Source organism: Mucilaginibacter sp. Bleaf8, assembly GCF_018390515.1.
Taxonomy (GTDB): domain Bacteria; phylum Bacteroidota; class Bacteroidia; order Sphingobacteriales; family Sphingobacteriaceae; genus Mucilaginibacter.
On record NZ_JAHBBK010000003.1, the window covers coordinates 474034 to 489490 of the forward strand.

Annotated in this window: 13 protein-coding genes; 11 read left to right on the plus strand and 2 right to left on the minus strand. The window is 46.1% G+C overall.

All coding sequences use genetic code 11. The annotated features are described in order from the left end of the window. The first annotated feature begins 139 nt into the window (after positions 1-139). From rsmI to KHS38_RS15575, 3 genes are all read left to right on the plus strand, one after another. Complete coding sequence (rsmI, locus tag KHS38_RS15565) at positions 140-850, plus strand: 16S rRNA (cytidine(1402)-2'-O)-methyltransferase (RefSeq protein ID WP_213489467.1); 711 nt, start codon at positions 140-142, stop codon at positions 848-850. 143 nt (positions 851-993) lie between these two features. Beyond that, positions 994-2598, plus strand: a complete 1605-nt coding sequence (gene lnt, locus KHS38_RS15570; protein WP_213489468.1) for an apolipoprotein N-acyltransferase — start codon at positions 994-996, stop codon at positions 2596-2598. Between the two features lie 7 nt (positions 2599-2605). Then, the gene (locus tag KHS38_RS15575; protein ID WP_213489469.1) at positions 2606-2764 is read left to right on the plus strand and encodes a hypothetical protein; all 159 of its coding nucleotides are present in this window, start codon (positions 2606-2608) and stop codon (positions 2762-2764) included. A gap of 13 nt (positions 2765-2777) precedes the next feature. Here the strand turns inward: KHS38_RS15575 and KHS38_RS15580 are convergent, their stop codons facing one another. Beyond that, complete coding sequence (locus KHS38_RS15580; protein WP_249665424.1) at positions 2778-4526, minus strand: M61 family metallopeptidase; 1749 nt, start codon at positions 4524-4526, stop codon at positions 2778-2780. Between the two features lie 357 nt (positions 4527-4883). On the opposite strand from KHS38_RS15580, the gene KHS38_RS15585 reads away from it, so the two are divergent. The 6 genes from KHS38_RS15585 (at position 4884) to KHS38_RS15610 (ending at position 12018) form a co-directional block, all read left to right on the plus strand. After that, positions 4884-5981, plus strand: coding sequence for an efflux RND transporter periplasmic adaptor subunit (locus KHS38_RS15585; RefSeq protein WP_213489471.1), 1098 nt, complete (start codon positions 4884-4886; stop codon positions 5979-5981). A 7-nt stretch (positions 5982-5988) separates the two neighbouring features. Further along, a complete protein-coding gene (locus KHS38_RS15590) occupies positions 5989-9108 on the plus strand; it encodes an efflux RND transporter permease subunit (RefSeq protein WP_213489472.1) in 3120 nt (1039 codons plus the stop codon). Between the two features lie 7 nt (positions 9109-9115). Further along, a complete protein-coding gene (locus KHS38_RS15595) occupies positions 9116-10453 on the plus strand; it encodes a TolC family protein (protein ID WP_213489473.1) in 1338 nt (445 codons plus the stop codon). Between the two features lie 63 nt (positions 10454-10516). Next, the gene (locus KHS38_RS15600; protein WP_213489474.1) at positions 10517-10894 is read left to right on the plus strand and encodes a response regulator; all 378 of its coding nucleotides are present in this window, start codon (positions 10517-10519) and stop codon (positions 10892-10894) included. Beyond that, positions 10891-11754, plus strand: coding sequence for an N-acetylglucosamine kinase (locus KHS38_RS15605; protein WP_213489475.1), 864 nt, complete (start codon positions 10891-10893; stop codon positions 11752-11754). Before KHS38_RS15600 ends, KHS38_RS15605 begins: the two co-directional genes overlap by 4 nt. Positions 11755-11832: 78 nt before the next feature. After that, positions 11833-12018 (plus strand): lmo0937 family membrane protein, encoded by a 186-nt coding sequence (locus KHS38_RS15610; RefSeq protein ID WP_213489476.1) that lies wholly within the window; start codon positions 11833-11835, stop codon positions 12016-12018. A 57-nt stretch (positions 12019-12075) separates the two neighbouring features. Here KHS38_RS15610 and KHS38_RS15615 read toward each other — a convergent pair whose 3' ends face one another. Then, complete coding sequence (locus KHS38_RS15615) at positions 12076-13635, minus strand: Do family serine endopeptidase (protein ID WP_213489477.1); 1560 nt, start codon at positions 13633-13635, stop codon at positions 12076-12078. Positions 13636-13808: 173 nt separating this feature from the next. Here KHS38_RS15615 and dapF point away from each other — a divergent pair, with 173 nt between their 5' ends. Together dapF and KHS38_RS15625 are read left to right on the plus strand one after the other, a co-directional pair. Then, entirely contained in the window at positions 13809-14594 is a 786-nt protein-coding gene (gene dapF / locus KHS38_RS15620) for a diaminopimelate epimerase (protein WP_213489478.1), read from the plus strand. A gap of 60 nt (positions 14595-14654) precedes the next feature. Further along, positions 14655-15365, plus strand: a complete 711-nt coding sequence (locus tag KHS38_RS15625) for an SHOCT domain-containing protein (protein WP_213489479.1) — start codon at positions 14655-14657, stop codon at positions 15363-15365. Positions 15366-15457 lie beyond the last annotated feature (92 nt).

Consider the following 15457-nt stretch of genomic DNA (forward strand, 5'->3'; position numbering starts at 1 on the left):
ATTTTAAATTTTCGCAAAGATAGGATGAGTTGTCGGTTGTAGGTTGTGTGTTGTGAGAATTTTTATAGCCAGCTATTTTTCATCCCTCACAACCCCAAACACACAACCTATAACAGACAACCCACAACTCAAAAACACCATGACCGGTAAATTATACTTAGTACCCACGCCCATTGGCAACTTGGAGGACATGACCTACCGGGCCATCCGCGTGCTGAAAGAGGCCGACCTGATACTGGCCGAAGATACCCGCACTTCGGCGCCCATGCTCAAGCATTTCGGTATCGAAAAGCGGGTGTTTGCGCACCATCAGCACAATGAGCATCAGGCCAGTAATGAGATTATTCGCTTTTTGAAAGAGGGTAAGGTGATTGCCTTGATATCAGATGCCGGTACGCCGGCCATATCCGATCCGGGTTTTTACCTGGTGCGTGAGGCTTTAAAGCACGATTTGCCGATAGAGTGCCTGCCGGGTGCTACCGCCTTTGTGCCGGCGCTGGTTAACTCCGGTTTCCCAACCGACCGGTTTTGTTTTGAAGGGTTTTTGCCTCTCAAAAAAGGCCGCCAAACCCGCTACAAATTTTTAGCGGAAGAGGAGCGCACCATCATCCTATACGAATCACCACACCGGCTACTAAAAACGCTGGATGAGATGGCCACGTATTTTGGTGAAGAACGCCTGATATCCGTATCGCGCGAGCTGACCAAAATGTATGAGGAAACCGTGCGCGGTACCGTAGCCGAAGTGAAAACACATTTTGAAACGCACCCGGTAAAAGGCGAGTTTGTAATTTGCGTGGCAGGGAAGGGAACAGAAGCCAAGGCCAAGAACCAGGAACCAGGACTTTAATACAGAGTTCCTTTCATTGCGAGCGATAGCGTGGCCATCTTATCGCTTGCGTAACCGGGAGGCCAGGATCGCTTCGTTGTTCCTCCTCGCAATAACAGGTCAGTTTATAATTTTATACACATTCCTCGTTTCTTTGTATCGCAATGAAAAAAAATTTACTACTTGCCATATTTTCGGGGCTGCTGCTTTGGATAGCCTGGCCGCCTACGCACTATACCACCTTTTTGTTGTTTGTAGGTTTGGTGCCTATGCTGATGGCTGTCGAAAATATTATCCAGCAATCAGCGGTACGCAAAAAAGGCAGGCTGGTTTTTGCTACCACCTTTATAGGCTTTTTTATCTGGAACAGCTTTTCTATTTACTGGGTATATAACTCGCTAAAAACTATTGGGCCGGTAATTGCCGTGACTATCACACTTATTCCATACTCGTTAGGGCCGTTGCTAATGGCCACGGCTTTTTGGCTGTATTACCGTATGCGGGTAAGTACCTCAAGGTGGTTAAGCCTTGCAGGGCTGGTTTGTTTTTGGATAGGGTACGAGTACCTGCACCAAACCTGGGATCTGAACTTTCCGTGGATGACGCTGGGTAACGGCTTTGCGGTGGCGCACCAGTGGGTGCAGTGGTACCAGTATACCGGCGTTTATGGTGGCACGTTGTGGATATGGCTGGTTAACATCCTGGTGTTTCTGATTTATGTAAGCTTGCGCGAGGCGCAAACCAAGGCCTATAAGCTAAAGCTCATTTCATCATCCGTAGCGGCCTTGCTGTTGCCATTGGTAATTTCACTTTATCAGTATCATACGTATGAGGAGCCCGAGAACCCCTCGAACGTAGTGGTGGTGCAGCCGAATGTTGACCCTTATACTAAATTTGACATCCCGGCACGATTGGAGATTGATACGCTTACGCACTTGTCCGACTCGCTGGCGCAGCCCAATACCGAATACTTTATCTGGCCGGAAACAGCCATTGCCGAGAATGTGAATGAAGATCATATCCGTTCCAATAATGATTACCAGCAGCTAAAGAAGTTTTTAGATAAGTACAAAAACGGTAACCTCATTACCGGGATGGCTACTTACAAATTATACGATAAACAACAAACGCCTACCGCAAGTCAGTCACCTGATGGCGGCCAGTTTTATGACAGCTTTAATACCGCGGTACAGATCGAAAATTCGGGCGAGGTACAGGTTTATCACAAATCCAAACTGGTACCGGGGGCCGAGATGATACCATTCAGCGGTTTATCATTTCTGAAACCGGCCTTTGAGCACTTAGGTGGTGCAGCGGGCAACTATGGCAAGCAGGATGAAGCCGGCGTGTTTTACTCCCAAAGCGGTATTGGTGCCGATCCGGTAATTTGCTATGAATCGATATGGGGCGAGTATGTGGCGCAATCGGTACGTAAGGGGGCACAGTTTATTGCCATTATTACCAACGATGGCTGGTGGGAAAATACCGCCGGTAAAGACCAACACCTGGACTACGCCAAGCTGCGCGCCATCGAAAACCGCCGCTGGGTATGCCGATCGGCCAATACCGGTATTTCGGCTTTCATCAACCAGCGCGGCGATGTGGTTAAACAAACCCCCTGGTGGGTTCGTACCGCTATCAAGCAAGACATCAACCTCAACTCCGACCTGACCTTCTATACCCGCCACGGCGATTATTTGCCTAAGCTAGGTAGCCTGCTGGCTGTGCTGGGTTTGTTGTGGGTGACGGTGAAGTTCTTTAAGCCTTAAAAGATGTATGGATAAAAGAAAAGCGCCTTGCTGGTTACAGCAAGGCGCTTTTCTTTTATTATTCAAAAATTTTGTCATTGCAAGTAGTGCTAACGACTTGGCAATCTTGTCGCCTGATTTATACTTGCGATGTGATGGCTACACTACCGCTGCCATCACAATTTAAATAGTTCATAAACCTACAGTTTCAACCATTTTTTGCGAACAGCTAATTGCTCTGCAGTAGGGTTGGGCAGACTTTCAATGTGGTACCTTACCTGGTTGTTTCTTTTTAAAGTAACCGGAATGGTCATCGGCAAACCATCGCGAATGATGCTCACATTGATTTTGTCGCCAACCTGTTTGCCGGCCAGTAAGCTTGCTGCATCGGTAATCTGGTTGCCATCAATAGCGGTGATTTCATCATAAACGTTAATGCCGTCAACCCATGCAGAGCCGTCGCGCAGTACGCTGGTAACCCTTATGCGGCCGCCTGCGTTTGAAAGGGCTACACCCAAGGTTGGCACATTGCTGTCGGCCAGTTCGTTTACAATCTGGTAACCGGCATAGCCTAAGTATTGGTTGTAATTAATCGGGTCAACACCGTTGATGTACTTTTTATAGAAATCGTCCAGGTTTTTACCGGCAAATTTCTCAAAAGCCTGTTTAAACTCGGCATCGGTATAGCCGCGGCCTTTGTTTTTGTAATACTCCTGGTACATGTAACGCATGGCATCGTCGAGCGAGCGGGCGCCTTTGCTGTCGTTGATAATCTCCAGGTCAAGCATGGCGCCAATGGCCGATCCTTTGGTATAATAAGAAATGCTGGTGTTGATGGAATTTTCGTCGGGGCGGTAGCCTTTAATCCAGGCATCAAAGCTGGATTGTGACAGCGGCTGGTATTTGGTACCCGGCGTATTATCAATCGTACTGAAATCGGCATTCAGCATTTTCAAATAATCATCAGCCGATACCAGTTGTGAGCGTCTAACAATCAGGTTATCATAGTAGGCAGTAAAGCCCTCGGCTATCCAAAGGTTGGTAGTGTAGTTTTCGTTATCATAATCAAACGGACCTAAGGCTACAGGGCGCAGGCGTTTAACATTCCACAGGTGAAAATGCTCATGCGCTACCAGGCTCAAAAAGCCGGTGTAGCCACTTTCGCTGGTGTACGCATCGCGCGATGCGCCTAATACGGTCGAGCTCAGGTGTTCTAAACCACCACCGCCGCGCAGGTAGTTGTGTACAATAAATACATAGCGTTTATTCGGGTTTTCACCAAAAATGGCAGCTTCTTCCTCAATAATTTTAGCCATGTCTTTTTTCAGGCGATCCTTGTCGTAATTGCCTTTGCCGTACATAGCTACCTCGTATTGGGTATTCCCAACCTTAAAGCCAAATATTTCCTGATTGCCCACTTCAATAGGCGAATCAAACAGGATGTCATAGTTAGGAGCCGTAACAGTAAACTCATCTTTACCTACAGGTGCCAAACTGGTCGATATTTTATCCCAGCCTTTGTAAGGCTTAATGTGAACGGTTGAAGGATTATTCAGCATACCATCAGGATAAATAAAAGTGCCTGCCGGCGATATAAAACCGTGCGATGCATCAATAAAGCTGGTACGTACCGAAATTTCATTAGCGTAAACCCGGTATCTTACTTTTACTGCCGATAAGCCCTGTGTGCTCAGTTGCCAGGTGTTTTTGCGTGTTTTCTGTACATTCACAGCCTTGCCGTTGCTTTCGGCCGTGAAAGATTCTACGTTTTTGGCAAATTCGCGCACCAGGTAGGATCCGGGGGTCCATACCGGCATTTTCAGGTCCAGTTTGTTTTGCGCCAGACCTTTGATATCCATTTCGATATCAGCATAATGCGCCTGCGCTTCAGGAAATGATACCGTATAAGAGATTTGCAATGGGCCGGCTGCCATGCTGGTATAACTCATAGTTATTAAATTAATAAGAATACAAAAAATTAAGTGCCGTTTTTTCATGCTGGCAAGATATAAAATTTTACCCCGATGGTTAAGCACAATTTTATCCTGCTTTGTTGTAAAATGGTTGATACATACAGTATTGATGCATACCCAGGCCGTAATTTTACCGTTCGTTTAAGCCGGAGCATCGTTATAAAACCTATGATTTGCAATATTATATTTACAGCTAATTATAAAACCAAATAATACGCTTTTGATTAATAACTGACAGGCACGGCGCAGGCTACGAATGGTCAATTAATAACATGAACATACAACAATATATAACACTTCAATTCAACACAATACGGGGTAAACAATAAGGCAATGAGAATACGATACATTATTTATATAGTTATAGCCTTGCTTATTGGTTACCTGGTATATCACAAATTAAGTGGCGGTAAAGGTAAGGAAGGGCAGGCACAAGGTGGCGGCGCTGCCGGAGGCGGCAAGGGCGGCCCCGGTGGGCGTAAAAATGGCCCGGTGCCCGTAAATATCCAGATTGTTAAAGATACTGTGGTGAATAACACCATCAACGTAACCGGTACTGTTGACCCTAACGAGCGTGTAAGCATTACCAGCCAAACTGCCGGTAACATTACCGGGATATTTTTTACCGAAGGCAGCTACGTGAAAAAAGGACAGGTGCTGGTAAAGGTATACGATCAGGATCTGGTTGCTTCGTTAAAGCAAAACCAGTTTCAGGTAGCGCTGGCTAAAGAGAACGAGTACCGTAACCGTATCCTGTTGCAAAAAGAGGCTGTAAGCCAGCAGGAGTATGATACTTCGCTGTCCTCACTCAATACTTCGCAGGCACAAAGCGAAGTAATTAAAGCGCAAATTGCACGTACCGTAGTCAGAGCGCCTTTCAGTGGCGTTATTGGTTTGCGTAATGTGAGCCCCGGTGGTTACTTATCGCCCACTACATCTATTGCTACATTGGTAAGTACCGACCCCATGAAGGTTACATTTTCGGTAGCGGAACGTTACCGGCCGCTTATCAAGCCCGGAACGAAGGTTACGTTCAACATCGCCAGTTCGCGTAAAAACTTTACCGCTACCGTGTACGCTATTGATCCGGCTATTGATGCTACTTCGCGTACCGTAACAGTACGTGCACGTGCAGCCAATGCAAATAATGAGATCAGTGCCGGTGGCTTTGCCAAAATCAACATCGTGCTGGAGCAGTCGCCACGAACCATTATGGTGCCTACTCAGGCCGTGGTGCCCGATTTGAAATCGAGTAAGGTGTTTATTGCGCGCAATGATACTGCCGTGGCTGTGCCAGTAAAAACCGATCTGCGTACCGAAACACAAATTGAAATTACAGAAGGCCTTAAGCCCGGTGATAGTGTAGTGGTATCGGGTATTATACAGATGCGCCCTAAAGTGCCTTTAAAAATTATCAAAGTATTACATTAATAAATACATGAGTTTATCCTCAGTCAGTATAAAGCGGCCGGTGCTGGCTACGGTAATGTCAGTCATTATTGTAGTTTTTGGTGTCATCGGCTATAACTTTTTGGGTGTACGCGATTTCCCTTCGGTCGATCCGCCCATCATCAGCGTTACCACCAGTTATTCGGGTGCCAACGCCGATGTAATCGAATCGCAGATAACAGAGCCGCTCGAAAAAGCGATTAACGGGGTGCAGGGCATCCGTAATATCTCGTCAACCAGTTCGGTTGGTTCCAGCAATATTACGGTAGAGTTTAACCTGGATGCCGATCTGGAAACCGCCGCTAACGACGTGCGCGACAAGGTATCGCAGGCGCAGCGCCAGTTGCCGCAGGATATCAATGCACCGCCGGTAGTAACCAAAGCGGATGCCAATGCGGATAACATCATCACCCTGACGGTAAGCAGTAACACCCGTAACATTACCCAAATCAATGATTACGCCGAAAACGTATTGCAGGAAGGTTTACAAACCATTCCCGGTGTAAGCGCTATCAACATACAGGGGCAGCGCCAGTACGCCATGCGTTTGTGGATTGATCCCAACAAGTTATCGGCCCTGAAACTTACCGCAACCGACATCAGCGCAGCCCTGGCACAAGAGAACGTGGAGCTGCCCGCCGGTAAAATAGCGGGTTTTAATACCGAGATGACTGTGCGTGCGTTGGGTAAGCTGGTAACCGAGCAGGATTTCAATAACCTGATTATCCGTTCGGACAGCAACCGGGTTATCCGCCTGAGTGATATAGGGTATGCCGTGCTGGGTTCGGCTAATGAAGAAACGGCCTTTAAAGAATCGGGTGTACCGCAGGTGGGTTTGGCTGTTGTGCCGCAACCTGGTGCCAACTACGTACAAATTGCCAAAGATTTTTACAAGCGGTTAGACCAGATCAAGAAAGATTTACCGCCCGATATTAAGCTGGAGGTGGCGCTGGATAATACCCGTTTCATTAACCAGTCTATTGAAGAGGTGGAAGAAACATTGATCGTTTCTTTTGTGCTGGTGGTGATTATCATTTACTTGTTTTTCCGCGACTGGCTCATTGCTTTCCGTCCGCTTATTGATATTCCGGTATCGCTTATCGGTGCTTTCTTTATCATGTATGTGTGCGATTTCTCTATCAACATCCTTACCTTGTTGGGTATTGTACTGGCAACAGGTTTGGTGGTGGATGATGGCATTGTGGTAACCGAAAACATTTATAAAAAGATAGAAGACGGCATGCCCGTGCGAAAAGCGGCGTTCGAGGGGTCGGCCGAGATTTTCTTCGCTGTAATTTCTACCTCGGTAACATTGGCGGCGGTGTTTTTGCCTATTATGTTTTTACAGGGCTTTACCGGTCGTTTGTTCAGGGAGTTTGCGGTGGTGGTGGCCGGTTCGGTATTGATATCGGCATTTGTGTCCCTGTCTTTAACCCCCATGTTGAACGTAAAGCTGGTTCGTAAAAATCACCGGAAATCAAAGTTCTACGAAAAAACCGAACCGTTCTTTGAGCGCATGAACAACGCTTATACCGAAACGCTGCTTAACTTTATGAAAGCTAAATGGGTATCGGTGGTCATCCTGGTGGTATCGGTTGTATTGATTGGTGTTTTAGCTAAAGCTATTCCATCTGAGCTTGCCCCGCTTGACGACCGCAGCCAATTGCGTTATTCTGTTACCGGATCGGAAGGTGCTACCTACGAGTTTATGACCAAGTATATGGACAGGGTAGCCCAGCTCATTGCCGATTCGGTTCCGGAAGCTAAAGTAAACATCGAGATCGTATCGCCGGGTGGTGGTGGCGGTGGCGGTGCAGCCAACTCGGGCTTTGGCCGTATTGGTTTGGTACCGCCTGATGAGCGGCACCGTACCCAGCAGGAAATTGCCGACTGGATGAACGGTAAGCTGAAGCGTTTCCCCGATGCCCGTGCACTGGTTATCCAGGAGCAAACCATTTCGGGCGGTGGTAGCGGTGCGCGCACCTCGCTGCCGGTACAGTATGTAATCGAAAATCAGGATTTTGAAAAGATACGTAAAGTATTGCCCAACTTTTTTACCGAAGTAAGCAAAAGCCCGGTGTTTTCAACTTCCGACGTGAACCTGAAATTTACCAAGCCCGAACTGCGCGTTACGACCGACCGTGACCGCGCGCGCGATTTAGGCGTATCGGTTCAGGATATTGCCCAAACGCTGCAGCTGTATTACAGTGCGGGCCGTTTAGATTATTTTTTGATGAGCGGCAAGCAGTACCAAGTAGTAGCCCAGGTTGATCGTTCCAACCGCGATGCGCCTATAGACCTGAAATCGGTTTACGTGCGTAGCAATAAAGGCACGCTGGTGCAACTGGATAACGTAGTGAAGGTAGAAGAAAGTGCTGCGCCGCCGGCTATTTATCACTTTAACCGTTATAAATCGGCTACCGTGCAAGCCGGTTTAGCACCGGGATATACGGTGGGCGATGGTATTAAAGAAATGCAGCGTATTGCCGATAGCATGCTCGATTCCTCGTTCAGTACCGCGCTTACAGGCCCCTCGCGCGATTATGCCGAAAGTTCATCCAATATTCTTTTTGCCTTCGGCTTTGCATTGTTACTCATTTACCTGGTGCTGGCAGCCCAGTTTGAAAGCTTTATGGATCCGGTAATTGTAATGCTTACCGTACCGCTGGCTATCGCCGGTGCGTTTATATCGTTATGGCTGTTCGATCAAACGCTGAATATCTTTAGTGAGATTGGTATGATTACACTGGTAGGTTTGGTAACCAAAAACGGTATTTTGATTGTGGAGTTTGCCAACCAGCGGATGGAGCACGGCATTCCCAAATACGAAGCCGTGGTGGAAGCCGCCGCCGCACGTTTGCGCCCTATTTTGATGACCAGTTTAGCCGTAGTGTTAGGCGCTGTGCCTATTGCGTTTGCTTTGGGTGCGGGTGCCAAAAGCCGCGTGTCGTTAGGTATTGTGATTATGGGCGGGCAAATGTTTGCGCTGGTGCTTACCCTGTATGTAATACCGGTTATGTACCTGCTGCTAGCATCAAGAGTGCGCCGCAACCCTGACGAGGAGCCGGTTGAAGAAGAGAAGAAACCCCTGTTGATTGAAAACCTGTAAAAGCAATATGAGCATCAAACATCTTATTTGTCTTATTTTTTGCTGCGTTGCTGTTACAGGCTATGTAAAAGCCCAAAACACGGCGCAGGCCGATACTGCAACGTTGCTGACCCTGAAAGATGCTATTGAGATAGCATTAAAGAATAACTATGATATTAAACTGTCCAGAAATACGGTAGCTATTGCCAATAACAACGTAACACCGGGCAACGCGCGTATGCTGCCTACCGTAACCGGCAACTACACGGTAAGCAACAGTATACAAAGCACTACCCAAACCCGGTCAGACAGTACCGTAAACCGTATTACCCGTGCCAACAATACCGGTAGTACTTATGGCGTAAGTTTAAATTGGACTGTTTTTGACGGCTTCAGCATGTTTGCCACCTATAGCACCCTAAAGCAACGACGTGAATTGAGCGAGGTGCAGCTGCGCGATACAGTACAACGTACCGTAGCGAATGTAATTAATGCTTATTATGACCTGGTAAATCAGAATAAGCAGATACAAGCGCTGCAAGGTGTGATTGCTATATCGCGTACGCAATTCCGTTATGCCAATGAGCGTTTTAAAGTGGGTCGTGTAGCCCGTTTGGATGTATACAATGCGCAGGTTGCTTTGAATACCGATACCGCAACCTTACTGAGCCAGCTGCAACAATACAAAACCAGTAAAATTGAGCTAAACCGCCTGATGGCCCGTAACCCCCAAACGGAGTTTGCTATAGCTGATACAATTGTAGTGGATGACAGGCTGGTATTAGCCAACATCATCAACCAGGCGCAAACGCAAAATCCGGCTATCCTGTCGGCGTCTATTAATCAGCGAATATCTGAATTGAACCTGAGGTCGATCAAGGCAACGCGTTATCCGCAGGTTTCGGTAAATACGGGTTATAACTTTAGCAACAGTACCAACCCTGCCGGGTTTGCCCGTGTGCAGCGATCGAACGGGCTGAACTACGGATTGGCAGCTACCATTAATATATTTGATGGTTTTAACCAGTGGCGGCGCGAGCGTAATGCAAAGCTGCAGATTGAGAACGCAGGCTTTAACCTGAGCCAGGTACGCTTGCAGATCGAGTCGCAGATTACCGATTTGTATAACAGCTATACCTCGGGCTTACAGCTGATCAAGCTGGGGCAGGCCAACGTTGATTTGGCAAGCCGTACGCTCAGTATCTCGCTCGAAAAATATCGCCTGGGTACCATCACTCCGCTTGAGATCAGGGAAGCGCAACGTAACTACCTGAATGCGCAATCAGTATTCTTTGCAGCACAATATCAATCAAAAGTAGCCGAAACTACGTTAAAACAAATTATTGGCAACATTAGCCTGCAATAAAAAATATTTTTGTAATATAGTGTCTTATTTTAAGGTAAAAGCCTAATTTTGAGTTTAATGTACATGGGCTATAAAGTTTGTTTGCTGATTGATGACAATTACATAGATAATTTTGTCACACGCCGCATATTGGAGGGAAGTAATTTTGCAGAGAAAGTGGTGGTGCAGCAATCGGCAACGGATGCTATACAGGCCATAAGAGAAGGGGAGTTGAAGCCCGATGTGATATTTCTGGATTTGAGAATGCCCCTGATGGATGGCTTCGAATTTTTACAGGAATACGATAAGTTAAAAACCGAACAAAAGAGCGCTGCCAAGATATTTATGCTCTCCTCATCGCTTGACCCCATCGATGTTAAAAGATCAAACCAAAACAAATACATTACGCAGTTTATTCATAAACCGCTAACCCAAAAAGTACTGGAAGACTTGAACGCATGATATTAGTTGCCGACAGCGGATCGTCAAAGACAGACTGGCTGCTGGCATTTCCGGGACAGCCGCACCTTAAATTAAGTACCAGCGGTCTGAATCCTTATTTTTTGAGTGAGAAGGAAATAGCCAGAGTAATACACGAACAGGCCCCCGAGCTAACCAGCCGGGCAGCCCAAATACAGGAAATTTATTTTTTCGGAGCAGGATGCTCTAGTCCTGACAGGCGCGAGATGGTATCTAATGCGCTGAGCCAGCTATTCCCTAAAGCTTTTATTAGCGTGGATAGCGATTTGTTAGGATCGGCTTATGCCACCTGCGGGCACAACAAAGGTTTGTGCTGCGTGTTGGGTACCGGCTCCAACATCTCGTTTTTTGATGGCGAAGATGTAATTGATGGTAAGCATGGCTTGGGCTATGTGCTGGGCGACGAAGGCTCGGGCACGTGGTTTGGCAAAGCCCTGATTGCTGATTACCTGTACGGTAACATGCCAGCCGATGTGCACGCCGCATTCCGCAAGGCGCACCCCCTGAGTAAGGAGCAGGTAATTCAAAGAGTATACATGAAAGCGGGCGCCAACTCTTACCTGGCCTCATTTGCTGAGTTTTTGAGTTCTATCAAAGATACTGCATACGGAAAGAACCTCATTGGTACCGGATTACTGGAATTTATTGAAACGGATATCAAATCATACCCGCAGTATCAGGACCATGTTTGCCATTTTGTAGGCTCCATTGCCTACTTCTTTAGCACAGAGTTGAAAGCGCTTTGCGCCGAGCATAATATAGCTGTTGGCAAAATTATCCGGCACCCTATCGAAGATTTAATGGAGTTTGTTCTGGAGCGCAACCACGTTGCTGAATCGTGAGCTTGATTTGAAAATATAACTTATTGCAACCATAGTGCGTAAACACGTAAAATTCTAAATAAGAAAGAAACGTGTGCTATGAGAAAGCTATTTTACGTACTTGCTGTTGTATGTTTGGTGGGATGGAGTGTGAGCGTATTTGTGTATGCTGCCACTGAACTGATCCACTCCCTGCTGGCCTTTGTGGTGATATTTTTTACCCTGGCCATAATGAAAGATGAAAAGGCCATTGCCTCGCCTGCCGAACAGGATTACATAATATAAAAAAAAGCCCGGCCTGTGTCCAGTGCCGGGCTTTTTTATGCCTCGTGCAAAGCTTAATTACTCTGCTACGATGAATGAGTTGCTGAATTTAGATCCATCCGGATAATAACCCTCAATGATCATCTGACCACGTTTCAGGTTAGTGATGGCTTTATCAATATCACCAACGCCGTTGATAGGCTGTTTGTTGATGCTGGTAATGATAGAACCTACCGGAATTTCATAGCTTTCAAAGAAACCACCGCCGCGAACCTGGGTTACCACTACGCCTGATGGGATGTGGAACTTGCTTTTTTGTGCAGGGCTCAATGGCTGGAAGCTTGCACCCAGTTTGTTGTACAGCTCTTCGGCCGATTTTGAAACTGCTGCTGTGCGGTTACTAGCCGGCACATCACCTTTCAGGGTTACGGTAAAGTTCTTTTCGCTACCGTTGCGTAACACAGTCAGGTTAATTTTATCGCCAGGGTGCAAACGGCCTACGCGCTCTTGCAGGTCTGATGATTCATAAACCGGGTTGCCTTCAACTTTGGTAATAATGTCGCCTTTTTGTAAGCCGGCTGCAGCAGCGCCGCCACCTTGTACCAGGTCGTTTACATATAAACCGGTGCTGCGGCTTGCTTTTAATTCGGTAGCGTTATCAGGGTTCAATTCTACAAAGTTTACACCGATGTAACCGCGTTTTACCGAACCGTATTTTTCCAAATCGTTCAATACTTTTTTAGCCAGGTTAACCGGTACAGCAAAGCCATAACCTTCGTATGAACCGGTGTGTGATGCAATAGCTGAGTTGATACCAATCAGCTCGCCTTTGGTGTTCACCAGCGCACCACCACTGTTACCAGGGTTAATAGCCGCATCAGTTTGAATGAACGACTCAATAGCCTTATTTAAACGTGGCTGTTGCTGCTGATAGCTGCTGCGACCAAATGGGTTGCTGTCCTCATCGTTATCTTCGCTGCCGATGATACCAATATTACGGCCTTTAGCGCTCACAATACCGGCTGTAACGGTTGAGTTCAGGTTAAAAGGGTTACCTACTGCCAGTACCCATTCGCCCACCCGTACATCGTCTGAGTTACCTAATTTTACAATAGGCAGGTTGGTGGCAGTTACTTTAATCAGCGCCAGGTCGGTGCTTGGGTCGGTACCAATTACTTTAGCCTGCAATACGCGGTGATCGTTTGTGGTAACTTCCACTTTGCTGGCATTGGCTACTACGTGGTTGTTGGTTACGATATAACCATCGGTTGAGATAATTACACCCGAACCTGATGCTCGTTGAGGTGTGCGTTGCTGCGGGCGCACACGCTGACCGAACATTTCACCGAACATGTCCTGAAACGGATCGCGGCTGCCGCCTTGGTTAGATGAGGCTGCATAAGTAGTACGTATATATACCACTGCCGGCGTTACTGCTGCTGCTGCCTGGGTAAAATCAACATCGCCTGCTGATGATACAATATTGCCTGTATTGCTGCGGTTGCTGGCAAAGTACACTTTCTGGCGGTCTTCGAAAGACAGGCCCTCAAGCGGGTCTTTTTCAAACACCTTGTAGGTGCCCAGTGCCATTGCGCCGCCCACAAAGGCTGTTAACAATGTTAAACCAACTTTCTTCATATGTTTATTTATCTTCTTTTTACTTGGTTACTTATTACTTTCAAATTTAATACCATATAGACTATATGAACAATAAGAAGTTATCAGCATTTTTGTTAAAAAATGTTAAAAGCCCGGTAACTGCTTAATTCCTATTGTTACGTAGTGTTGCGGTGCTGTAATGTAAACGACAAATGAAGCTCCAATTTTATAAATACCAGGGTGCCGGTAACGATTTTATTTTGTTAGACAATCGTACTGCTAATATAGACCACCATAACCCACAGTTAATCAGCAGATTGTGCGACAGGCGTTTTGGTATTGGCGGCGACGGGTTGATGCTGCTGCAAAACCGCGAGGGTTATGATTTTGAAATGGTGTATTATAACTCCGATGGTCAGCCCAGCAGCATGTGCGGTAATGGTGGCCGCTGCATTGTAGCCTTTGCAAAATTTTTAAATGTGATTGGCAGCGAAGCTAACTTTTTGGCAGTTGATGGTCCGCATTATGCCAAAATTTCTGACTCGGGCGATTGGGTAAGTCTGCAAATGATTGACGTTGATGCCGTTAGCCGCGATGAGGATGCTTATGTGTTAAATACTGGCTCGCCGCATTATGTACAGCTTACTACCGGTTTGGCTGATAAAGACGTATACACCGAAGGGCACAGCATCCGCAATAATACCACCTATGCTGCCCAGGGCATCAATGTAAACTTTGTAGAGCCTATGGACAAGGGCTATTTTGTGCGCACGTATGAGCGCGGCGTGGAGGATGAAACTTATGCCTGCGGCACCGGTGTTACTGCGGTGGCCCTGGCTATGGCGCAAGCCAACAATCAAACAGGTACGGTAAGCACCCCTATCAAAGTGTTAGGTGGTAACCTGAATATTCGCTTTGACTATGATGGCGCTCAGTTTACAAATATCTTTTTGGAAGGCCCGGCGGTGAGGGTCTTTAGTGGTGAGATTGAAGTTTAAATAAAATCTAATATACAGATGGCGGTCGTTTATATACTTTTTACCATATCTATCCTTTCAATGGCTTTATGTCTTTTTATAGTAAAAGTGCAAAAGAACGTTAAAAGGCAGCAAAAGATTCTCTTAGATAAGCTGACTACAGATGGGATAAGATTTGATTTGCTTATACAGGACAAGCTCAACCTCATGGGCATTGATGAGAAAAAGCAATTGTTAGTAATTGTTAAAACAGTGGCTAATTCACTCAATATTCTGGACACACAAACCAGTATTATCAGGTTGAAATTCTCAGATTTGCATGATGTTAAAATTCTTAGAGATGAAGAGCTATCTAGAGAAACGAAATTACAACGTGGATTGTTTAGAGTAGTAATAAAAGCTCAGAAAGTAAGGGATATAAATGCGGTGGCAATAAAAATTGTTACAGATGATGTTGCCAACCCTGAAATCTTGTATCAGTTCGATGCTATAAAGCCTGTTTCAAAGGCTCTTGAAGAAGCCAGCAAGTGGCATAGGGCAGTACAGATTGCGATTGAAAGGGGTGGAACGCATATGGCATCAAGTAATAAAAGTATTTTAACTTCAAGTATTCAGGGTAACTATAACCTGGCAATAGATGACCATGAAAGCACATATAACCATGTAAGGAGTGATAATACAATGGACAGGGCAGAGGAGTTGCTGAAATTGCATGAATTGAAAGAGAAGGGAATTCTTACAACAGACGAATTTGAAGATCAAAAAAAGAAAATTTTAAGTCGGGCGTATTAAGATACTATTTAAGTATTCTAATTTAAAGATATAGCTCAGATACAAAACGCCTTCAAAATCAGTTTTTGATGATGTTAGAAAAGATACACCCA

Bases quoted from the DNA above. Each gene is read 5' to 3' on its own strand.
- rsmI (WP_213489467.1), top strand. From the start codon at position 140: ATGACCGGTAAATTATACTTAGTACCCACGCCCATTGGCAACTTGGAG.
- lnt (WP_213489468.1), top strand. From the start codon at position 994: ATGAAAAAAAATTTACTACTTGCCATATTTTCGGGGCTGCTGCTTTGG.
- KHS38_RS15575 (WP_213489469.1), top strand. From the start codon at position 2,606: ATGGATAAAAGAAAAGCGCCTTGCTGGTTACAGCAAGGCGCTTTTCTT.
- KHS38_RS15580 (WP_249665424.1), bottom strand. From the start codon at position 4,526: ATGAGTTATACCAGCATGGCAGCCGGCCCATTGCAAATCTCTTATACG.
- KHS38_RS15585 (WP_213489471.1), top strand. From the start codon at position 4,884: ATGAGAATACGATACATTATTTATATAGTTATAGCCTTGCTTATTGGT.
- KHS38_RS15590 (WP_213489472.1), top strand. From the start codon at position 5,989: ATGAGTTTATCCTCAGTCAGTATAAAGCGGCCGGTGCTGGCTACGGTA.
- KHS38_RS15595 (WP_213489473.1), top strand. From the start codon at position 9,116: ATGAGCATCAAACATCTTATTTGTCTTATTTTTTGCTGCGTTGCTGTT.
- KHS38_RS15600 (WP_213489474.1), top strand. From the start codon at position 10,517: ATGGGCTATAAAGTTTGTTTGCTGATTGATGACAATTACATAGATAAT.
- KHS38_RS15605 (WP_213489475.1), top strand. From the start codon at position 10,891: ATGATATTAGTTGCCGACAGCGGATCGTCAAAGACAGACTGGCTGCTG.
- KHS38_RS15610 (WP_213489476.1), top strand. From the start codon at position 11,833: ATGAGAAAGCTATTTTACGTACTTGCTGTTGTATGTTTGGTGGGATGG.
- KHS38_RS15615 (WP_213489477.1), bottom strand. From the start codon at position 13,635: ATGAAGAAAGTTGGTTTAACATTGTTAACAGCCTTTGTGGGCGGCGCA.
- dapF (WP_213489478.1), top strand. From the start codon at position 13,809: ATGAAGCTCCAATTTTATAAATACCAGGGTGCCGGTAACGATTTTATT.
- KHS38_RS15625 (WP_213489479.1), top strand. From the start codon at position 14,655: ATGGCTTTATGTCTTTTTATAGTAAAAGTGCAAAAGAACGTTAAAAGG.